The organism is Micromonospora sp. NPDC005163, from assembly GCF_053599835.1.
In genome coordinates this window covers 23285-44375 of sequence record NZ_JBSFYP010000057.1, presented here as the reverse complement: position 1 = coordinate 44375, position 21091 = coordinate 23285, and the positions used below count along the sequence as shown (strand labels likewise).

Here is a 21091-nt window from a genome sequence, read left to right as displayed (position 1 = left end):
CAGCCCCGGCAGAATGGGCGCGACCGTCCGCGCCGCACTTCATCTCACGCACTTCGAGTACCGCTACCTACCCGAATCTTGTTGAGATCACTTCAAGGAACGCCGTATGGCGTCGTGATCGACGGCGATGGCCGAGTCGCCGCAGTCGGGATCCCGAACAAAGCCGTCGACATCCGCCGCCTGGTAGAAGCGGCAGAACGGCACATCATTTTGTCTCGACCAGCGCGTGTAGATCATGGGGCTGGGACGCAACAGGCCGCCCCGGTCCGTTAGAGATATCGACCCATCGAGAAGGAGTCGGAGATGAGCATGAGGTCCGTGAGTCGGCGGCAGTTGCTGCGGCGGCTGGGAGGCACCCTTGCTGCCGGAGTAGGCATCGCGTTTTTTCCGGCCGGGTTCGCCTCGGCATCGTCCAAGACCGGTCCGACATCGACCCCTGGCCATACGGGCGGCGGGCCGGCGTACCCGGGAGACCCCGGCTTTGTCGCCACGAGTCCAGGGGAACTAGATGCCGCTAAAGCCAGTTGGGAAACGCCGGAATATGGTTATTATACCGGCCATAATCCTTCTACTCCCGGCACAGCGGTCAATTCCCCATGGCAGCTCGTCGCGGTAAACGCGTCCACCGCCTACGCCCTAGGGTACTGCGGGCAGGGCGTCACGCTGGGCATGATGGATTCGGGCTACAGGGCTACACACGAAGCATTTCAGACCGGGCTGATCGCTTCGGTGAGAGCGGAGGGTGTCTACGGCACGTCCGGCTACGGCTATCGTGGCGCGACCCCGTCGAACCCTTTTACTGCGGGCGAGCCGTTCACTGTGGCCGGTGATCAGGCGAGAACAAGTGACTACTCGCACGGGACCGGTATGCTTGGGGTTACCTCCGGCATGCGCGATGGTAAAGACCAGCACGGCATCGCCTTTGGATCGAAGATGTATGTTGCCAAGACCGGCGGTTCCGATACCCAGTCCCACGGTCCCTTCCACGATTACGTGTACTGGCATACAGCCAATAAAGCCCTGGTCGACGCAGGCGCCCAGGTCATCAACAGCAGTTGGGGCTCTTATGTCCAGACTATTGACAGAACCCGCTTTGACGGCTTAGGAAACGACCTTGGAGTCAACGGCAACCTCGCCAACGCTTACCAACTGCCTGGCAAAGACAGCGCCAGCGCCACGGCAATGGCGACCATTATCCCCAACGAGTACCTGAAGGATCTGGAGTACCAGTATTTCTTCTTCAAGAAAAGCTATTCGGAAGGCGGCATTCAATACAATCCGAACCACCCCGGACGTTCCTTTATGGACGCCATCTGGGACGCCATCAAGGACAGCGGTACCGTCAACGTAAGGTCGTCCGGCAACAACGACTGGAGCAACCCGTATTTTCGCCCAGCGTATCCCTTCTTCAATCCCTTGGCGGAAAAGCAGTGGATAGCCGTCAGCGGGGTGCAACCGCCCACTGCGGCCAATCCCGAATACACAAAGCAGTTCGGGTATAACGAGGCGGGGCTCGCCAAATGGTGGACCGTGTCTACCCCTTCAAACAGCGTTCGGACCACGAACAGCGGTGGTGACACTAACTATTCAAACTCAAGCGGCACGTCACCGGCAACGCCCGTTGCGACAGCGGTAATGGGGGTTCTGCTCTCCCGCTATCCGAACATGGACGCCAAGCAGGTGCGTGAGCTGATGTTCACCACGGCGAACAACAAGATGTCCGACGGCGTGAGATTCCTCGGCACCGGGCAAACCTCCCCCTCCGGGGCATCCATCGCCTGGACCGCTCCCGACGGTCTTCCGGACGAACGCTGGGGCTGGGGGATTCCCGATCTGGCCAAGGGCATGTACGGCCCCGGCCAGATCCTGAGCCCCATGACCTACAACATGGATAAAGCGCCCCTGGACGTCTGGTCGAACGACATCAGCCAGATCGCGATCAAGGAAAGGGAAAGGGAAGATCTGGAGTGGCTGGCGGGCAACAAGGAGCAAGGCATTGCCTACGCCGGTGAATTCAGCCCCAACGTGCTGAACCCGGACGGCGCGCTTAACGAACAGGCCTTCATGCTTCAGGGCATTTTGGCTGATCCTTACATCCAAGCTATCACTAACGGCCATCCCGAGTTGTACGACAAGATCACCTATGAGGACGCCGTCAAGTGGCGCAAGGAATGGATGGACGAGCGCGCGGCCTACATTCAGAACAACATCGACAACAACCTCTACACGGCTTCTCTGACCAAGCAAGGCCCCGGGACACTGATCATGACGGGCGACGACACCTACGAGGGCGGCACGACGGTTGAAGGCGGTAAGCTTTCGATCACCGGCTCGCACGCAAGCTCGATCGACGTCAAGGGCGGCACGCTCGGCGGCAGCGGTTTCGTGGCAGGCAGCATCGACGTCGACAGCGGCGTGCTGCAGCCCGGTCTGTCGTCCGGGGAAGCGGCGTCCGCGGCGTCCATCACCCTCACCGACGTCGCGCCCGGCAACGTCCTGAACGTCGGCGGCGACGTGACCGTCAGCCGAGCGGGTCGCCTCGCCATCACCATCTCCGGCGACCACGACTACACGAGCGTGCGGGCCGCGGGTGACCTGGTGCTGGACGGCGAACTCGCCCTGGACATTCGCGCGCCCCTCACTCCAGGCACGGTACTGACGATCATGAGCGGCGACTCGATCAAGGGCAACTTCCGTTCCCTGCCGGAACGGCGGATCCTGAACGCGGGCCACCACATGTTCAGGGTGTCCTACCAGGACGGCGATGTGACGCTGACCGTCGTGCGGACGCTGCCCGGGGCAGGGTCCGGCGGCGTCTAGCCGCACGTGGCCTGGCCAGCCAGGCTCAGGTTCGCCTGAGCCTGGCTGGCCAGGCCTTCGCCCAACGTGGCCGCGTTGACGAAGCTGCCACCACTGCGCAAGCGCAAGGGCAGCTCGTGGACGAGCGAACAGGCACGGATGTTCCTCGAGTCCTCCCGCGACGGCGACGACTACCTCTACGCCTGTCCTACTCCAATACTCGGTCGCGGCTCGTGAGCTGCGGTTTCGAGGGTCGGGCTGTGTCTCGCGGCGCTGACGTCGCCCGGTGTTCGGAGTCCTAGCCCTCATGATCGGGTTCGTGGCCGTGCGACTGATCTACCAGCTCCTCATCCAAGTCATCTCGTGGCTGGCCTTGCTGGCGCAGTCGTCGGCGTCAAAGGACGCGGAGATACTCGTGCTGCGTCACGAGGTCGCGATGCTTCGCCGCGGCAACCCGAAACCGCGTCTCGACTGGACCGACCGTGCCGTCCTTGCCGCGCTCGCGCGGATCCTGCCGAAGGTACTGCGAGCTCACCGGATCGTCGCGCCTGCGACGCTCCTGCGCTGGCACCGTCGCCTGCTCACCGCGAAATGGCGCCAGCCCAGACCACCGGGCCGCCCACCGATCAGCGATGAGCTGGCCGCGCTCATCATCCGCCTGGCAAGAGAGAACCGGACGTGGGGCGTGGTCCGCGTCCAGGGCAAACTGCACCGCCTGGGCCACCGGGTCGGCGCGTCCACGATCCGCCGGATCCTACGTTCCCACCGCATACCGCCGCCACGACAGCACGACGACGCCTGGCGCACGTTTCTTCGCGCCCACGCCGGCACCATCTTGGCCACGGACTTCTTCCACGTGGATTGTGCGGTCACCCTCCAACGCCTCTACGTCGCCTTCGTGATCGAGGCCAAGAGCCGTCGGGTACACCTCCTCGGCATCACCGCCCACCCGACCGCGGCATGGGCCACCCAGCTCGCCCGCCAGTTCACCGCCGACCTCGAACGCCGTGAGCATCCGGGCTCCTTCAAAAATGCCCGGCCCGGTCCGAGTGGGCGGAAACCCGCCACCCGGACCGGGCCGAAGCAATTGGTCTTACTCGCCGCCGAGGGCGGACGCGAGTGCGGACGCGCCCCCGACGAGCGGGAGGTCGACTCTGGTTTGGCTGTGGTGCGTGTACAGGCTCAGCTGCGTGCCTGGCGGCGGCCGGAGGGTGAAGACCCGGTCGCTGGAGTACACGACGAGCCCGATCTGGCTACCTTCGTTGAACACGTAGTCGTGCGGCTGCAGGTCGAAGTTGTGAGTGAACGGGGCTCCCGGCATGATGCCGTAGCTGCGATCCAAGCCGAACCTCTTCAGCGGGTCCGACCAGCCCCGCGCGATGATCTTCGGGTTGCCCGACTCCGGGTACTCGACCAGCATCGCGCTGACGATCCCGGCCCGGGCGTTGATCGACATCCGAGTCGAGACATGCACCGTCCCGCTGAGATGGACGGGCTCGGTGAGCGGCGCGGTGCGGTAGGCGAGGCGGTTCGGCGACTGCTCGGCGCGGGCGAAGGACGTCGCGTCGATCGTCATGTCGTCGGTGAAGGTCTCGGTGACCGGCCTGTCTGCGGCGTTGCGTGTCAGCGTGAGCCTGCCGGTGGTGTTGTCGCCACTGGCTCCTAGGAAGAGAGGTGTGGAGGCGGAGCCGGGCGCCGGCCAGCTGTCGTACGGCGTCCAGGTGCCGTCTTCGCGCTCGACCACTGCTGGGGGCTCGTCCAGCACATCGTTGTTCACCCCGTGCAGCCAGTAGGTCCACCAGCGGTTGAGCAGGTCCAGCCAGGCTGCCCGGTTGTTCGAGAGCGCCCGGTCGCCGTGCCCGCCCTGGTGCAGCCACACCTGATGAGGGATGCCGTTCTCTTCGAGGGCGTCAACGAGCTGGGCGGCGTTGCGGAACTTCACGTTTTGGTCGTTCAGGCCATGCTGCACCAGGACGCCGCCGGCGATGTTGCCGATGTTCGGCAGGTAGTTGCGCTCGTGCCACCATTGGTTGTACTCACCGGTGAGCCGGTCCTGACCCCGCCGGACCTCTTCCTTGGTGTAGTCACACACCTCCGGGTACTTCCGCGAGATGTTGGAGTTGTGGTTGGAGTTCTGGTCGCCCCCAACGTTGGTGTTGGTCGAGATCGGCGTGCCGTTCATCCGGCGGTAGTCGTAGTAGCTGGAGATCGCCGCGATGGGCACGATTGCCCGCAGTTCCTTCACACCGGTCGTGGCCACCCCGATCGGTAGCGTGCCGTCATAGGAGGTGCCGATCATCCCCACCAGACCGGTGGTCCAGTTGGCCTTGACCGGGTTGCCGTCGATGTCATAGGCGTCGGCCCGGCCGTTGAACCAATCGATGACCGCCTTGAGCGAATCGTGCTCCTCGGGACCGCCCCCAGTAGTGCACCCGGTCGAGCTGCCCGTACCGAGCATCTGTGCGTGGGCGAAGATGAAGCCGCGTGAGAGGAACTCGTTCTGGTACGTCCCGCCGTTGATTGTCTGGTGCGGCGGCTCGGTGCCGTCGTACGGCTTGTCCGGCAGCGGGAAGTACGGGAACGGGCCGGGATCCGGCGGCGGCGCGTAGCCCGGCCGCTGGGGAGCGTAGAGCGGAACGTGGACCTCGTTGTTCAGGAACTCCCCTCCGTCACCCCAGTAAGGGCTCGCCTGCATGATGATCGGAAGCTGGATGCCCTTGTCGGTCGACGCCGGCCGCCGGATCTGCACCCGGATGCGGTCATCGGCACCGTCCCGGTCGGTGTCCATGCCCTCGACCTCGACCCAGACATTCTGGGTGATGATCTCTTCACCGGCGTACACCGGCTGGGCTCGGCCGTTCTCGAACACAGGACGCTGCCCGGTCGGCTGCTCCTGGGCGCCGGCCGCCGGGGCGGCGAACCCAATCGAGGCAACGAGCGCCAGCGCTACGGCGCCGGGCAGCCAGTTTCGTGGTCGTGATCGTCGCTGTCGATGGACGCGGAGATGCATGGTAACGGGCTCCTTCGGTGCGCAGGGCATGGGCATGACGTGTTGGGACCACCGACGAGTCGGTGAAGCGGGCGGTTGTCAGGCGGGGCAGCCAGTCGCCGAGGAACTCGAAGCCGGTGATGGCCGAGGTGCCCGCCACGAAGACGTTCGGGTGGTAGTCGTAGATCGTGCTGCGGCGTTCGAGAAACTCCCCGATGGCCTGCTGGTAGCGCCTTCCGCGCGTCGAAGTCCACGACCGCGCGGGCCTCGTCGAGCAGTGCGTCGATCGAGTCGTCGGCGGCCATGCTGTAGGGCCGCCTGGTACTCGCCAGATGTGGTGCCGTCCCCGCTGTTCGACACCGGCGAGCAGGCTGCGACGGTGCAGGCAAGGGCGACCGTCACCACCGCTGTCCGGAGTGGACGGAGCTCGCGTGGGCTGGGCTCGTTTCGCTCGGGAAGGGGTTCGATGGCAGCTCCTCGAGTCGGCGACTCTGGGGAGCGTATGTTGTATACGAAGATTTGTGCAAGACCTCCTTCGATGGCCGCCGACCAGCCACCCTGCACTTGACGCAGCATGCTTGTATTCGTGGAGAACACCGCCGAGACGGTCGTGTCTTCGTATGGCGAGGCGGGCGATTTTGTTCGGGTCGGCGACCTGCGCGGGCAACGGGTGTAACGGGCGTGCGTAGGCGATGCCTTGGTTCAACTCGTCGACCGCCTGCCGCAGCCGATCGTTCGACGGAGCCGGTTCGACCGAGCCGGCCACGCTCGTCCGTCCACTCCCGCAGTTCATCCCGGTCCTAGGCGGTATCCGGGTGCCCCGCCCAGACGGCGGGCGACCCCGGTGCCGACCCGACCGCGTCCTGACGGACAAGCGGTTCATCGTCACCGACACCGCGGGCCTGCTGTTCACCGTGACCGTCTTGGCGGGGAGTTGGCAGGACCGCGACGGTGCCAAGACCGCCGCCGGACGACTCGCCGACTGGGCCCGCGACATCCTGCGCACCACCAACGAGATCGTCCGCAAATCCGCCGACTAGCGCGGTGGCCAGCCCTCGTGCGGCTCGAGGCGTTCAGGACGGTCGTCCTGAGTTCGCGAGCCGTGAGCCTGGGTACGGCGATGGCCTCTGTCGTGAAGAATCATGAGGGCCGTGAGCAAGCTGGATGCAGGTGCGGCGAGCTTATGTGCATTCCTGGCATCGATGGGTCACGCGACCCGGATTTGAGCATGCCTTGAGGCATTGCGCCGCGCCGTGGGTCGTTTCTGGACGGTCAGCCCTGGCCGCCGCAAGCGGACGTGTCTTGACGATCTCTCCGCCCTAAAGGACGGAGATTCCCTCCACGCCGCGCGCGGAACGCACAGCGTCGGGGCGGATTCCTGCTTCTCGGCGCGGTGCCGGCACGGGTGCCGGTCTTACCTGCGCTCCACAGGCGTTTAGGCTCTCGGCGCGTCCCGCCGCGAGTATGTTTCTGGCCGCGTTGACGTCCCGGTCGTGCACGGCCCCGCACGGGCAGGTCCACGACCGGACGGACAGCGGCTTGGGTCCGTCGATCCGGCCGCACGTCGAGCATGTCTGCGACGTGGGCAGGAACCGGTTGGTCTTTGCAAACGTCCGCCCGCGTCGGGCGGCCTTGTACTCCAACATCTGCACGAACTGCGCCCAGCCCGCGTCGTGCACCGATTTGGCCAGCCGGGTCCGGCCGAGACCGACGACGCATAGGTCCTCGACGTACACCGCTTGGTTGTCGCGGATGATCCGTGTCGAGAGCTGGTGCTGCCAGTCCCGCCGGCTGTCGGCCACCCGAGCGTGCGCGCGGGCGACCTTGACGACGGCCTTCTTGCGGTTGTTGCTGCCCCGCTGCTTTCGGGACAGGTCCTGCTGCAACCGGCGCAGTTTGCGGGCCGCCCGAGGCAAGAACTTCGGTGCGGCGACCTTCTTGCCGTTGGACAGGACGGCGAAGTGGGTCAACCCGAGGTCGATGCCCACCTCGGCGTCGACCGCAGGCAGCGGGTCGTCGGCGGCGACCACAACGAACGAGGCGAAGTACCGACCAGCCGCGTCCCGGATGACCGTGACCGAGGTTGGTGCGGCCGGCAGATGCCGGGACCAACGCACCGCAACGTCGCCGATCTTCGGCAACCTGAGGCGGCTGGTGTCGAGCACCTTGAACCGGGCGTTCGCGGTGAACCGGATCGCCTGCCGGTTGTCCTTGCGGGACCGGAACCTCGGCGGGGCGACCTTGCGGCCCTGGCGCTTGCCGCTGATCGAGGTGAAGAAGTTCCGGTACGCGACGTTAAGGTCCGCCAGGGCCTGCTGGAGTACCACCGCCGACACCTCGCCCAGCCACTGCCGTTCAGGCGTCTGCTTGGCCTGGGTGATGACCCGCTTCGACAGGTCACCATCGGACAGGTACGCCTCGCCTGCCTCGCGCGCCTGCTGGCGTGCGCGCAGCCCGTCGTTGAACACCACCCGCGCGCACCCGAACGCCCGCGCCAGCAAAACCTGCTGAGCAGGCGTCGGGTAGACGCGGTAGTTGTACCGAAGCTGCACATGGGACAGTCTATGTCGAAGCTGGTCAACAGCCTTAAGGGCGTGTCCTCGCGGCGGATGCGACAAGAGTTCCCCGACCTGACCCGCCACTACTACCGAGGCAACAAGCTGTGGTCAGCCTCGTACTTCGCCGGCTCCGTCGGCGGCGCACCCTTGACCGTCCTGCGCCAGTACATCGAGCAGCAAAACCGTCCCGGTTAGAGCACGCTCGGGCCTGGCGGCCCTCCCGCGCGGGCCCCCACCCCCGCCCTAAAGGGCGCAGCACAGGCCCGCATCTTGGTAGCGACGACGATCGGTGGCCGACGGGCCTGCCCTGCGATCCGAAGGAGTGGACGTCGAGCCCGGCGATGGCGAGCAGAGCCTCCTCGAACATGTCCAAGCCTCGGCCCAGCATGCCTGGGCCGAGGCTCTGCTGCGGACGGCCGGGCCGGTGAACCGGTACCCGGCCGTCCGCGTTCTGGCAGCTGGCGAAGCTACTGGTCCAGCGGCTCGATCCAGATGTTGCGGTACTGGACCGGATTGCCGTGGTCCTGCAGTCGGATGGCACCCGTCGCCGGGCCCTCGGGCCGGCTGCCGCCAGTCGGGCCGAGGATCTCGACGTCGTCGTGCACCCTGACGCCGTTCCACACCACGGTGACGCGGGGGTTGTCGACCTTGTTTCCGGATGCGTCGTAGCGGGCCTGCCGGTACACGATGTCGTACGTCTGCCAGGCCTGCGGCGGCAGCGCCGCGTTCACGTCGGGGGCCTTCTGGGTGTAGATGGCCGCGGCGTCGTTGGTCTGCGGCGGGTCGATGCCGAAGGAGTCCAGCACCTGGATCTCGTAGCGGTCCTGCAGGTACACCCCACTGTTGGCGCGCGCCTGGCCGGTCACGTCCGGCGGGTACAGCGGCAGGTTGAACTCCACGTGCAGCCGGAAGTCGCCGAAGGCCTGCACCGTGCGCAGGTCCCCGTTGCGCACAGTCATGGCGCCGTCGGCGATCGCCCACTCCGGTTCGCGCCCGTCGCTGTGCTGCCACTCGGTGAGCTCGCCACCGTCGAACAGCGTGATGCGCTTGCCTTGCGTCCGAACGGCGAGCACGTCCAGGTTCACGTGCCCGGAGTCCGCAGCCTCCTTGCGGTACTCGACCAGGTTGCGACCCTTGTTCAGGCGCACCGTGGTGCTGACGGTGCCCCACTCCTCCCAGGTCACGGTGGAGGGGAAGACCGTCTGCTCGACCCGTTCGCCGTTGACGTACAGGCTCAGCTGCTTCTCGCCGGAGTAGGGATTCGGGCCGTTGCTGTAGCGCATCGCCAGGTCGTACGTCCCGGCCTCGCGGACATCGACGGACATACGGGTCGACGCGCCGTCGCCAGCGAACCCGGCGGCGAAGCCGGCGCCGGAGTAGGCGGCGTGGTCGGTCGCCATGCCGACGCCGGCCGTACGGCCCTCCTCGGCCTCGAAGAAGGTTTGCGGCTGCACCACCCGGCCCGGGATCTCGTTGAGCGTGTACCAGGCCTCAGTGTTCCACAGCTCCTCGCCGCCGGCGGATGAGAACGGACGCGGGGAGCGCACGTGCACCACGCGGTTCTCCTTCAGGCCCGGGATCTGGAGCTTGACGGTGCGGCCGTCGGCCGACAGCTCGGCCTTGGCCACCTTGAGCGTCTCCAGCTCGAGCTTGGGACCGCCGTACTGGCTCGTCGCGCCGTAGCGCCACTGCGTCACCTGGTACGCGTCGGGGAGTTCCTGCGCGGTCTCGGCCGACAGCGGCTTGGTGTACTCCAGTTCGAACCCGACGTGCGACGCGCGCATCTGCTTGACCTCGAAGACCGAGGTGCCGTTGGGTGTGAGCTTCTGCAGGCCGTAGGTGAGCTTGCCCTCCTGGCCCCAGTTGCCGCCGGCGCCCAGGCCACCGGTGTAGAGCGCGCTGTCGGGGCCGAGGGTGACCTCGTTGACGCCGGCCTCCAGGCCCTGCGTGTGCCGGAACACCGCGCCCTGGTACTGCCCCTCGATCTTTTCAAGAAAGACGCGCTGCAGGCCGCCGTAGGTCACGTCGCCGACGACCAGTTGTCCCGCGTACGGCCCCTGCTTCAACAGCACGGGAGTGGACGGTGAGTTGCCGATTTCGTTCTGCGGGATCCAGACGATGGGACGCGTCACGGGCTTGTCGTCGAACGGACCCGCGGGCGTCGTGTAGTGGTTGTAGAACGCCTCCTGCTGGATCTGGACCAGCTTGGATGCTGGCAGCCAGCCGCCCTGGTTGTCGGTGACGAAGACCTCGCCGCGGGGGCCCCACCCGATCCCGTTGGGGGTGCGCAGCCCTCCGGCGACATACGTGATTTCGCCGGTCTTGGCGTTCACCCTGATCGAGGTTCCGCGATTCGGGGCGGGCTGGGGCACGGTGGTGGCGCCGCCCTGGTTGATGGCGACTGACAGGTTGAGGTAGAAGTACCCGTCCCGGTGGAGCAGGCCGAACGCGAACTCATGGAAGTTGCCGCCCCATGGCCAGGTGGCAACGGTGCGGCGGTCGTCGGCGAGGCCGTCGCCGTCGGTGTCGCGCAGGGCCGTCAGCTCGTGTTTCTGGCTGACGTAGACGGTGCCGTCGACCACCGCAACGCCCTGGGGTTCGCGCAGCCCGTCTGCGAACTTGCGGTATGTCACCTGCTCGGGGCTGGTCTGGCCGGTGACGCCCTCGACCACGTAGACCTCGCCGGTCGCGGTGTCGGTGCCGCCCCAGGTGGAGATCATCAGGTCGCCCTCGGGCAGGAACGCCATGCCGGTGACCTGCGGCTGGAGCCCTTCGGGGCGCAGGTCGGTGAGGGTGTAGCCCGGGTGCACCCGGTCGAGCGGCAGGCCGTCGCCGGCCGAGTCGGTCGCCCCCTCGCAGTACTTCCATCCCGGGGCGGTGACGCGTACGACACCGGCGTCGGTGCTCAACGCGGAGTTCGGTATGAGCTCGAAGTCGGCTGCACCCGGGCGGCGCCATTCGAGCCGCAACACCTGGCCGCCGCCATTGTCGAAGAACTCGAGGCGAATTGGGTGCAGGCCGGCGCTGAGGGTGGTCGACCCTTCCTTGGAGGTTTCGCCGTGCAGACCGTCGTGGTCGACGACACGCTGATCGCCGATCGTCAGCCGTGACCCGTCGTCGCTGGTCAGCCGGAATGTGTAGTCGCCATCGACGGGCGCGGCGAGATTGGCGATGACGTGGCTGATGAACCGGTCCGAGAGTCCGAACTCGTCTGTGGTGGTCCAGTTGATCTTCGGCATGAGCTTGTCGACGTTCGGTGTCTGTGCCGGCTTGAGGGTGCACAACGTCGACAGCGGAGTTCCCATGTCGTACGAACGCAGGGTGACGCCGGGTTCCTGCGGCGGGACATCGACAGTGACGGGTGCGGCCCTGGCTGGGGTGATGGTGACCGCGGCGAGCAGGGTCGATAGAGCGGCACCTGCGGCCACGAGCCTGACACGACGGCGTCGGCGCCATCGGTTCGGTGCGGTCATGCTTCCTCCCGGTGGGTGCGGGTCCTGGCCGAGGCAGGAGCCGTGGAACTTTCTCCCCCTGGACCGGCCAGTACGGTCTCGGAAGACAAAAGATCGATCGCTGACGTTAACACTTTGCATTGATTAAACGGAACTTTTAGATTTGTGGATGGAAGTCCCCCGCTGGTCCATGACCTTGGCTGCATCTGGGCAGCGCGCAGCAACGCGGCGGTAGCGCGATCAACAAGCCACCGGGTGCCCGGCCGGGCCAGACACGTGCCGTCGGGAGCGATCGCCGAGGTGGCCGGTACGGACTCTTCGCCATCGCCGAGGGCTTAACCGCCCGAACCGATCAACGGCTCGGTCATGGTCGGACTGGCGCTGTTGCATTGTCGGATCGGTGGACGCGTTGAACCCGTGTCGGCCCCCGTGGTCAGATCGCTTGGGCGAGTTCGGTGAACGCGGCGGCGACCCGCAGAGCGGGCGGGGTGTCGATGGCGAGTTCGTAGTGGCCGCGGCGCAGGTTCTGCATGAACGCGTGGCCGGCGATGATCACCTGTGCTGTCTTGTCTGTTCGTAGCCCGCGCATCGGTCTCAACCGGTGTTGAGCTGGCTGTGATCAGCCTCGATCGGGTTATTGGCGTACGGCTCGACATGGTGCCACGCGGACGGGACCAGCTCATCCAGCACCCCGGGGTAGACCGGCGCGGCGTCGGTGACGACCTCGCTGTGTGTCACCTTCAATGTCGACAGCGCCCGGCGAAAGAACCTGCGGGCCGCTTCGGCGTCCCGGCGGGCCGAGACCAGCACGTCGATGACATGCCCGTCCTGGTCGACCGCTCGGTACACGTACCGCCACACGCCGTTGACCTTCACGAACGTCTCATCGACGAACCAGCGGTCACCTGGCGAGTGGCGGCTGAAGCGGGCGGCGTCGGCCAGCAGTGGGGTGAACCGCTGCACCCACCGGTAGGCGGTGACGTGATCGACCTCCACGCCACGTTCGACCAGCAGTTCCTCAACGTCGCGATACGACAGGTTGAAGCGTAGATACCAACGAACCGCGACCACGATCACCTCCGGTGGGAACCGGAACCCGGCGAACGCGGACGTCGGAGGCAGCCACGGTCCAGGTCGGGTCGATGACTCCACTGCTCAAGCCTGCCTCGATCTTGCCGACGTTCAATGCAACAGAGCCGAAGCCGACAACCTCCGCCACAAGCCCCGCTACCGGAACACGCCGACGGGCCTCAAGTTCCTCTGACCGGGCCGGCCGGGTCCTCGGCATGCGCGCGCGTCGGACGGGCAGTGACGGCGAACGGACTGTGACGGTAGCGCGAGCAGCCAGCACGCCTTGTCAGATCCGTACACCGGCGGGAGGGCCTCTAATCGAACGAGAGACCACGATCGCTGCCGCCCGAAGGCGGTGCCTACGGAGCTGGAGTGAACGACAAATGGGAAAGCGTGTATGGCCGCCCGCGTTCGCGACCGCGCGGACGAGCGGATACGTAGCCCTGAGGCGGCAGCCGCTCGAGCGCGACCGTCAAGGGCACGCGGCCACCACCTGCACCGAACACCGCTTCTTCCCGCATTCGCGCCGTTCATGTCAGCGGCGGAGCCAGCTCGCCCTGCTGAGCCGCACGCCGATGGCCCGTCGCTGCCGGCGTAAGCCAACCGGATGGCTCTGACGCGACGAGTACGCCCGGTTGCACAGCGAGTGCAAGACCATCACCGACCTGACCTTCGAGATCACGAGGCTCCTGGTCCGCCGCCTGGTTCTCGTGCTCCACGCGCCGTTCCAGTCCGCGATCGTCCGCCGGTTATCGCTGGCTTGGCTGCTTTCCTGGCTGCTCGCGCAGCCGCTAGGCTCCCCGCCCGATGTAGCCGCGGGTCCACGCCTCCGTGAATCTACCCCGGGTGATGGGCCCGGCCCGGCGCAGGTAGGCCACCATCAGCACCAGTCCGACACCCCCCATCGAGAGGAGCAGCCAGCGGGGCAACTCGCGCGATACTGGGGCCGGGGCACAGGCGGTTGGCGTCGGTTACCTGACTGGGTTGAGGCCGCGTCGGAGCGCATCGACTGTTTCGGCGGCCTGGCGCCGAGATACGGCCGCGCCCGTGATGGTGGCCGATCGGTGGAAGGTGCCGGGGAACAGGTGCAACTCAACCGACACGCCGGCATTCAGCAGGCTAGATGCGTAGGCCAAGCCCTCGTCACGCAGCGGGTCATTCTCGTAAACCGATACGTACGCCGGGGGGAGGCCGGAGAGATCGTCGGCGCGGGCCGGTGCCGCGTAGGGAGGAACGACCCCGTCACGCCCCCCCAGGTAGTGCCGCCAGCTCAGCACCGCGTCACCTTGGTTCCACAGCGGGGTGTCGCCGAACGTACGCATCGAGGTTGTGCCCAGCCGGTCATCAACCTCGGGGGCGTCGAGCAGCTGGAAGCACAGAGGTGGTCCGCCGCGGTCGCGGGTGAGCAGCGTCAGTGCTGCGGCGAGGCCGCCGCCGGCGCTCATGCCGTACACGCCGATCCGTGCGGCATCGACGCCGAGTCCATCGTATTCGGAGGCGATCCAGCGCAACACGGCCTCGCAGTCATGCAGGGCAGCCGGGTACGGATGCTCGGGGGCCAGCCGGTAGCCGACCCCCACGACGACTGCGTGCACTTGGGTGCACAAGTCCATGGCCTGTGCGGTGGCCGTCTCCAGGTCGCCCATAACGAATCCGCCGCCGTGCAGCAGGAGCAGAGCGGGAAGTGGGCAAGTGACGTTGGGCGGCGTGCAGACCCTGACTGGCACGCAGTTGCCATCCATACCAAGCACCTCGTGGTCGGCAACGATGACCTCGCCCCGTGAGGGTCGTTGCGCGCCCGCAGCGAGCTCCCGCATCCGGGCGCGGGCCCCGGCGAGGTCGTGGATGTGCAGGTCCGGCAGCGTGGGCAGGGCTGCTGCCAGCTCGGGATCCATGTACACTCTGCGACCCCCTTGCCAACTGGTGACAGTGTTCTCCTGGGCAACCCGGCCCTTCCACTGCCGTTGACGTTCCTGGCGCGGAGACGGACCAGGCATCGGTCCTCGCGCAGATCGGACTGCTCAGGCTGAACCAGCTTCCAGCCCTGAGCCGTGGTCAAGCTTCCGTTCTCACCGACGACACCAGCAGGCTGAACCACCTGAACCGGTCACCAGCGCACTGAACGCCCGTCAGTCGCCGTAGACCGCGCTGCCACGCGCTGATCCTGCTTCTCTGCTGGCAATGTACCAAGTAGGCCACGCGCCACGAGCTGTATCCCGGTGCGCCCCGCACATTTGGCCGCTTCCCACTGGAGCGTTAACTCACCCATTGCATGCACGGTGCCGCGACGGCACCGGGTCCGGCAAGCGCAGCCGCGGCGTGCCGGTTACAGCTGTTCGACGACCTGCCGCAGTTCCGGGTTGAGTGTCCAGCCATGCGTGTCGAGCAGCCCGCGCAGCTCGGCCAGCGCGGAGCGCGCCGGTATGCCGGTGGTCAAGGTCGTGTAGCGGGCGGCGACCGCCGGCGTGCGACTCTGACCGGCGGCGCAGTGCAGCAGCACCACATGCCCCTCCTTACGCAACTCGAGCACCATCCGGGCGGCCTGATCGACCACGAAGTGCGGCTGCGCATTGGCGCCGGGCTGGTCGACAAGCCACACCGACACCCAGTTGCCGTCAGCCACGTCGTCGAAGTCGTCGCAGCCGACGCGGCACAGGGAGACCACCGCGCTGGCGCCCGCCGAGGCCGCATCGGTGTGAAGGTTGCCAAGGATCACCCCGGGATCGTGCGGATGCGCCAGCATCAACGGTGCAACCGCAGGTCGCGGCGCGTGAGCGCAGCCCGGCCAACCGCCCTGGCCGGCCTGGCCGCCGTGGGCCGTCAACAAGGCCAGGCGGATCAGGTCCGCCGCACGCTTGTTCGGCCAGCCGTGAACGACGCGCTGCCAGGCCTGGGGCACCGCGGAAGAGCCCCACCGTGCGCCCAGCAGCGCCCCGGCGATCGCCGCGACCGTGTCGGTGTCGTCGCCGACACGCACCGCCGCCGCCAGAGCGCGTTCGAGATGCTGGCAGGGAAAACTCCCGTGGCCCGGATTGTGCTCCGGCACGTCGGTGTGGGTGATCGCCGACCAGGCGGCCTGCAACGCCGCGACCACGAACCCGTTGGGACGGAACTGCTCCGGCGGCTTGGACTCCGCCTCAGCCAACCAGCCCGACCACTGGTCACGCCGCCCTGCGGGCAGCAGGTCCAGACCCTCGCGTACGCCGTCGAACGTCCCGTCGAGAACCGCCCGGCGAATCCCCGCGCACCACAGCACACACGCGTCCGCGGCCAGGGGATCGTGATGGGTCAGCTCACTGACCGCCCGGGCGGCCTCGGCGAGCGCCTCCGGCTCGCCGAGATAGGCCAGCGCAACCGGCGCGGTTGCGCATCAGGGACCCGTTACCCGCGCTGCGGCCGGTTCTCCGGTGCAGCTCTGCGGCTGCGTCTCGCATCGCGGCGGCGATGCCCGCTCCGCTCAGGTGGGAGACCGCGTCGAGGACCTGCCGGGTCTGCACCCCGATGTCGCTGGCGCCCTCCCGTCTCCATCGCAGAAAGTTGCCGGCGATCCGGTCGAGGGAGTCGCTGGTGCGCAGGTCCGCCCCGGTGGCGGATACCTCTGCGATACACACTGCCATCTGGGTGTCATCGCTGTACTCACCAGGCGCGTACGGGCCGAGCCCCCCACCGCGCATCACCGGCTGCTCGCCGACCGCGAGCGGCAGCTGGAACTCGTACGGCATGCCGCCCCGAGGAGAACCCCGGCAGCCCGGTCTCTGGATCGCGTCCAGCGGCACAGTCGCTGCCATCAACTCCCCCACCCTCGCCAACTCCTCACACCCTCATCGGCCTGGGCCAGTCCGGCGACCATACTGCGACGGCGCGGCTGGAAACATCCTCACCCCGGCCGGGTTTGCCGCCCGCCGGATCGGCACTGCGCGGTTATCACGCTCACGCCGCCGATCGTTCGCCTGGCGAAGCGGAGGCTAGCAGCGGCCGCCGGAATGTCGCACCGCGATGATTCACTACCGTCCCGCAAGGCAAGCCCTGCTCGGTACCCCTGCCGTGCCACCAAGGAGGCAACATGCAATCTCCGCACATCTGGATGTCGACCTGCTGGCACTCGAGACCGACGACCAACTGTCCGTGCTCGTCGAACTGACCGCACCCACGGCGTCGGCCCGCGCCGCCGCCCGCCCGGCATCCACGCTGCAGGTGGTGCTCGACCGCAGCGGCTCGATGGCCCGTGGCCGCCTCGACGGCGCGAAGACCGCACTGCTCGGCCTGATCGACAAACTCGATCCCGGCGACAACTTCGGGCTGGTCGCCTTCGACGACCGAGTCGAGGTAGCGGTCGCAGCCGGCCCCTCTCGGACAAGCAGGCGGTGAAACGCGCGATCGCCAAGCTCGACGCTTGCGGCAGCACCGACCTGTCCGCCGGCTACCTGCGCGGACTGCAGGAAGCCGCCCGCATCGCCGGGCCGGCCGGAGCGAACGTGCTGCTCATCTCCGACGGCCACGCCAACGCCGGCGTCACCGACGCTGACACTCTGGGCGCCATCGCCGCCAAGGCCCACGCTGACAACATCACCACCTCGACGCTGGGCTACGGACTCGGCTACGACGAACGGCTCATGTCGGCGATCGCCCGCGGCGGGGCCGGCAACGAACTCTTCGCCGAGGAAGCCGACACCGCCGGCGCGCTCATCGCCGGCGAGGTCGAGGGCTTGCTCTCCCAGACCGTCCAAGCAGCGTCGCTGCTGATCCAGCCCTCACCGCACGTACGCGCGGTCCACATCGTCAATGACATGCCCGCGACCACCACCGGTGACGGGCTACTCGCCGAACTCGGCAACTTCTACGCCGACGAGACCCGCAAACTGCTGCTGACCTTCGACATCCCCGCCATCGCCACCCTCGGCCTGGCCCAGGTCGCCACCTGCCAGTTCACCTGGGTCGAGTTACCCACGCTGGCCCAGCACACCATCACCGTGCCCCTGCACGTCAACGTCGTCCCCGGTGACCAGGGCGCGGGACGGGTACCTGACCCGACCGTACGCACCGAACTGATCTACCTGCAGGTACAGCAGGCCAAACGACGCGCCTCCGGCCACCTCAGCGCCGGTGCCCCCGACGCAGCGCTCGCCGAGATCCGTCACGCGCAGGACGCCCTCTCCGACGCCCTGCCCGCAGCGCCGGCCCACCTGCACGACGACCTGACCGAAGAGGCAACCGCCCTGGCCTACCTCTCCGACCAGACCGAACATGGAATGATCGCCCGAGCAGCGAAGTACTCCTCGATGGACGCTGCGTACAAGTCGGGCAAGCGCGGCCGAACCCGCCCGCCGTCAAGCGAGCCGAACTGACCGCAGACCAGCTGCGCACGTCGGCGTTGAGCTCACGACCGAAGGCAACCTGTGTCGATGCCAGAGACAGTGAGTCCATTCGTTCGAGGGCGGGTGGATCAGGGTGAGCAGGCCACGCACTGCGGGCATCAACCGACGGCCGTGATGGCCACAATGCCGTCGCTGCCCCAGTCGCGCGCCCTCCGTGGACTGCGGCGTGGCGGGCTGCGCCGGTAAGGTGCCGGCGGCGGGCAGCATCTCCTGCTACTCGCCAACCGCGGCAGACCCCTTCCAGACCAGGCCGCCAGCCTGCTACCGGGCCTCCTGGCACCTACCCGGACCGGACTTGCGCCAGCAGGCGACGAGGTTACAACCTGGGATGAACGACACCCTCACCTCCAGGTCCACCGGACTGCACGAAAGGCCGACCTTAGACTGCCGCCGCTCATGATCCATCGTCCGCCGGACGCGTTAGAACCTGTTGGCGGGCACGGCACCCTCACAAGTGGCGGTGGACCCAGGTTCAGAACAGCTGCGAACCGGCCGAGAGCCGGGCGCGACGCTAAGCCCCCGACCTCAACTTGACAGAAATGGGAGCGTCCACTCGGCCGGCAGCAGGCCGGCAGCAGGCTGTCTGGTCTCGGAACCCGCGTGACAGCGTCCCGCCAGATGCTTGACATGCTCGATATTCGGCTGATTGATCGCGTGGTGTTTGCGGGTCTCAAGCTGGGGGCCGTTCTGCTTGTCTAGCGGGTGGTAACGGCGGCTCGGGTGGCTGTTTTCTGGTGCGGAGTGTGTCGAAGGTGGCGATGCCGGCTAGGACGAGAGCAGCGGTGGTGGCCGCGGCCAGTGCCGGCAGGAGGATCATGGCGGGCGAGGTGCCGGCGAGCACTAGTGCACCGATCAGGCGGGAGCGGGAGACTCGGGCGAATACCGCGTGTTCGAAGAGGGCGCGTCCGGCTAGGAACAAGATGGGCCCGCCGAGGATGACGAGGATCCAGGCCCGGTCGGTGTGCCCTGTCGGGTGTTTGATGACAAGCTCGTAGCCGACAGCGACGGCGACGATGCCGGACACCATGAGCGCGTGAGCGAGGAACGCCTCTCGGATGAGGCGGCTGGGCTCGGGAGCCGCCGTGATCGCGGCGGGCAGTAGCCGACCGGCCCGGTAGAGGTAGATCCGAAATAGCAGCACGGTGGTGGTGAACGACACCGCGAACGCTGCGGCGGCAGCGGGGCGAAAGGGTCTGTCACTGTAGGCGGGGGCGGGGTGTCGCTGACTGGGCAGCGCCCGTTGACTCGGGCGCTCGGGCGCCCACAATAACGATCCGGGCGCCGCGCTGGGCCGGATCGCCGCAGACACCACCGCCGCGAAGCGGCCCGACCGGCTCGCCGCGCGTCGCCGCTCGTTGGCAGGTGAGGGTCGGGCGCAGCGGGGAAAGCGGCCGGATGGCCGACGATGCGCTGACCCTCTTCCTCGCGGGCGACGTGATGACCGGCCGTGGGGTGGACCGGATCCTGCCCCGGCCGGGCCCGTCCGACCTGCGCGAAGGCGCGGTCCGCGACGCGGAGACCTACGTCAGGCTGGCCGAGTCGGTCATCGGGCCGATTCCCCGGCCGGTGCCACCGCGGTGGCCCTGGGGCGTCGCCCTGTCACTGCTGGACCAGCTGCGGCCGGACGCGCGGATCGTGAACCTGGAGACCGCGGTGACCGGCCGGGGCGAGCACGCGCCGGCCAAGTCGGTGCACTACCGGATGCACCCGGACAACTTGTCCTGCCTGGCCGCCGCCCGGCTCGACGTCTGCGCGTTGGCCAACAACCACGTGCTCGACTTCGGCCCGGTGGGCCTCACCGACACCCTCGACGCGCTGGCCGGGGCCGGGATCGCCGCCGCCGGCGCCGGCCGGGACGCCGCGGCGGCGTGGGAGCCGGCCCGGGTGGACCTCGGCCGAGGTCGCCGGATGCTGGTCTTCTCGGTGGCCGCCCCGTCCAGCGGGGTGCCCCCGTACTGGGCGGCCACCGCCGACGGGCCCGGGGTGGCGTACCTGCCGGAGACCTCCGCCGCCACCGCCGAGCAGATGGCGCGGCGGATCGCCGCCGAGGCCGAGCCTGCCGACCGGGTGCTGGTCTCCGTGCACTGGGGCACCAACTGGGGGTACGAGGTGCCGGCCGAGCACGTCGAGTTCGCGCACCGCCTGCTCGACGCCGGCGTGGACGTGGTGCAGGGTCACTCGTCGCACCACCTCCGACCGGTCGAGGTCTACCGGGACCGGCTGATCCTCTACGGCTGCGGGGACCTGGTCGACGACTACGAGGGCATCAGCGGGCAGGAGGTGTACCGGCCTGAACTGCGGCTGCTCTGGCTGCCCGCCCTCGACCCGGACACCGGCCGGCTGCGCGGCCTGCGGGCCGCCCCCGTGCGGATCCGCCGGATGCGTCTGGAGACCGCGAGCCCCGACGAGGCGCGCTGGCTCGCCGATCTGCTCAGCCGCCTCGGCACCCGTTTCGAGGTCGCCGCCGACGGGCTGCTCACTCTGGCCGGCGACTGAGCCGGGTGGCCCGCGCCACCTACCGCCCGCCGTGGGCCCGGTGGCCATGGGCGCACAACGTGTGCAGAAGCGCATCGATTGCCGGCTGCTTGCGCTCCAGTGCGGCGAGCTTGGCCCGGCACTGATCAAGCTCGGCGGTGTGTCCGCGCGCAAGCTGCGCGAGATTTTCGACGGCGACAGCTGGCGCAGCTGCACTCCGCCTCGCCGTCGATCTGGCAACTTTCACCACTTCATCGACGCCACCGGCCAGCAACTCCGCGACGCGGAACAGCATGCGATGCCCCCGACGGCGTGGACCGCTGGCCGCCTGACTCACCCAACAACCGCCAGCCGGGCCGGCAACACTGATCC

At 67.7% G+C, this 21091-nt stretch carries 17 protein-coding genes and 3 pseudogenes; 8 read left to right on the top strand and 12 right to left on the bottom strand.

All coding sequences use genetic code 11. The features are described from left to right. Window positions 1-87: 87 nt before the first annotated feature. A complete protein-coding gene (locus tag ACWD6N_RS29075) occupies window positions 88-237 on the bottom strand; it encodes a hypothetical protein (RefSeq protein WP_450005390.1) in 150 nt (49 codons plus the stop codon). Window positions 238-303: 66 nt separating this feature from the next. Between ACWD6N_RS29075 and ACWD6N_RS29070 the strand changes: the two genes are divergently transcribed. Beyond that, the gene (locus tag ACWD6N_RS29070) at window positions 304-2820 is read left to right on the top strand and encodes a S8 family serine peptidase (RefSeq protein WP_450005388.1); all 2517 of its coding nucleotides are present in this window, start codon (window positions 304-306) and stop codon (window positions 2818-2820) included. Window positions 2821-2895: 75 nt separating this feature from the next. Beyond that, window positions 2896-3036, top strand: coding sequence for a hypothetical protein (locus tag ACWD6N_RS29065; protein WP_244298838.1), 141 nt, complete (start codon window positions 2896-2898; stop codon window positions 3034-3036). A 157-nt stretch (window positions 3037-3193) separates the two neighbouring features. Here the strand turns inward: ACWD6N_RS29065 and ACWD6N_RS29060 are convergent, their stop codons facing one another. Further along, window positions 3194-3370, bottom strand: a complete 177-nt coding sequence (locus tag ACWD6N_RS29060) for a hypothetical protein (RefSeq protein ID WP_354968408.1) — start codon at window positions 3368-3370, stop codon at window positions 3194-3196. Between ACWD6N_RS29060 and ACWD6N_RS29055 the strand changes: the two are divergent. Next, window positions 3308-3496 (top strand): annotated as a pseudogene (locus ACWD6N_RS29055) (hypothetical protein); the annotation flags it as partial. The gene ACWD6N_RS29060 and the pseudogene ACWD6N_RS29055 overlap by 63 nt on opposite strands. A gap of 57 nt (window positions 3497-3553) precedes the next feature. Here ACWD6N_RS29055 and ACWD6N_RS29050 read toward each other — a convergent pair. Next, a complete protein-coding gene (locus ACWD6N_RS29050; protein ID WP_450005386.1) occupies window positions 3554-3814 on the bottom strand; it encodes a hypothetical protein in 261 nt (86 codons plus the stop codon). Between the two features lie 78 nt (window positions 3815-3892). Further along, window positions 3893-5668 (bottom strand): CocE/NonD family hydrolase, encoded by a 1776-nt coding sequence (locus ACWD6N_RS29045; protein ID WP_450005384.1) that lies wholly within the window; start codon window positions 5666-5668, stop codon window positions 3893-3895. Window positions 5669-6603: 935 nt separating this feature from the next. Here ACWD6N_RS29045 and ACWD6N_RS29040 point away from each other — a divergent pair. Beyond that, entirely contained in the window at window positions 6604-6828 is a 225-nt protein-coding gene (locus ACWD6N_RS29040) for a hypothetical protein (protein WP_450005382.1), read from the top strand. Window positions 6829-7107: 279 nt separating this feature from the next. Here the strand turns inward: ACWD6N_RS29040 and ACWD6N_RS29035 are convergent, their stop codons facing one another. Then, a complete protein-coding gene (locus tag ACWD6N_RS29035) occupies window positions 7108-8340 on the bottom strand; it encodes an RNA-guided endonuclease InsQ/TnpB family protein (protein WP_450005380.1) in 1233 nt (410 codons plus the stop codon). 12 nt (window positions 8341-8352) lie between these two features. Between ACWD6N_RS29035 and tnpA the strand changes: the two are divergent. Then, window positions 8353-8541: pseudogene (gene tnpA, locus ACWD6N_RS29030) on the top strand (IS200/IS605 family transposase); the annotation flags it as partial. A gap of 272 nt (window positions 8542-8813) precedes the next feature. Here tnpA and ACWD6N_RS29025 read toward each other — a convergent pair. The 5 genes and pseudogenes from ACWD6N_RS29025 to ACWD6N_RS29005 all read right to left on the bottom strand — a co-directional run bounded on the left by ACWD6N_RS29025 (window position 8814) and on the right by ACWD6N_RS29005 (window position 16657). Then, on the bottom strand, window positions 8814-11774 hold the full coding sequence (locus ACWD6N_RS29025; protein ID WP_450005378.1) for a family 16 glycoside hydrolase: 2961 nt from the start codon (window positions 11772-11774) through the stop codon (window positions 8814-8816). A 457-nt stretch (window positions 11775-12231) separates the two neighbouring features. After that, window positions 12232-12920, bottom strand: a pseudogene (locus ACWD6N_RS29020) (IS6 family transposase). A 920-nt stretch (window positions 12921-13840) separates the two neighbouring features. Further along, window positions 13841-14764, bottom strand: a complete 924-nt coding sequence (locus tag ACWD6N_RS29015; protein WP_387330297.1) for an alpha/beta hydrolase — start codon at window positions 14762-14764, stop codon at window positions 13841-13843. Window positions 14765-15195: 431 nt separating this feature from the next. After that, on the bottom strand, window positions 15196-16218 hold the full coding sequence (locus ACWD6N_RS29010) for an ADP-ribosylglycohydrolase family protein (protein WP_354968836.1): 1023 nt from the start codon (window positions 16216-16218) through the stop codon (window positions 15196-15198). Next, on the bottom strand, window positions 16163-16657 hold the full coding sequence (locus ACWD6N_RS29005; RefSeq protein WP_450005376.1) for an ADP-ribosylglycohydrolase family protein: 495 nt from the start codon (window positions 16655-16657) through the stop codon (window positions 16163-16165). Before ACWD6N_RS29005 ends, ACWD6N_RS29010 begins: the two co-directional genes overlap by 56 nt. Before the next feature lie 337 nt (window positions 16658-16994). Here ACWD6N_RS29005 and ACWD6N_RS29000 point away from each other — a divergent pair, with 337 nt between their 5' ends. Both ACWD6N_RS29000 and ACWD6N_RS28995 read left to right on the top strand, forming a co-directional pair. Beyond that, window positions 16995-17237, top strand: coding sequence for a VWA domain-containing protein (locus ACWD6N_RS29000; protein WP_354968832.1), 243 nt, complete (start codon window positions 16995-16997; stop codon window positions 17235-17237). Further along, window positions 17234-18214, top strand: a complete 981-nt coding sequence (locus tag ACWD6N_RS28995; RefSeq protein ID WP_450005374.1) for a hypothetical protein — start codon at window positions 17234-17236, stop codon at window positions 18212-18214. The genes ACWD6N_RS29000 and ACWD6N_RS28995 overlap by 4 nt, the downstream gene beginning before the upstream one ends. Window positions 18215-18914: 700 nt before the next feature. Here the strand turns inward: ACWD6N_RS28995 and ACWD6N_RS28990 are convergent. After that, complete coding sequence (locus ACWD6N_RS28990) at window positions 18915-19553, bottom strand: low temperature requirement protein A (protein ID WP_450005372.1); 639 nt, start codon at window positions 19551-19553, stop codon at window positions 18915-18917. Window positions 19554-19639: 86 nt separating this feature from the next. Here ACWD6N_RS28990 and ACWD6N_RS28985 point away from each other — a divergent pair, with 86 nt between their 5' ends. Then, entirely contained in the window at window positions 19640-20740 is a 1101-nt protein-coding gene (locus ACWD6N_RS28985; RefSeq protein WP_354968609.1) for a CapA family protein, read from the top strand. A 19-nt stretch (window positions 20741-20759) separates the two neighbouring features. Here the strand turns inward: ACWD6N_RS28985 and ACWD6N_RS28980 are convergent, their stop codons facing one another. Beyond that, window positions 20760-21014, bottom strand: a complete 255-nt coding sequence (locus ACWD6N_RS28980) for a hypothetical protein (RefSeq protein ID WP_354968608.1) — start codon at window positions 21012-21014, stop codon at window positions 20760-20762. Between the last annotated feature and the right edge of the window lie 77 nt (window positions 21015-21091).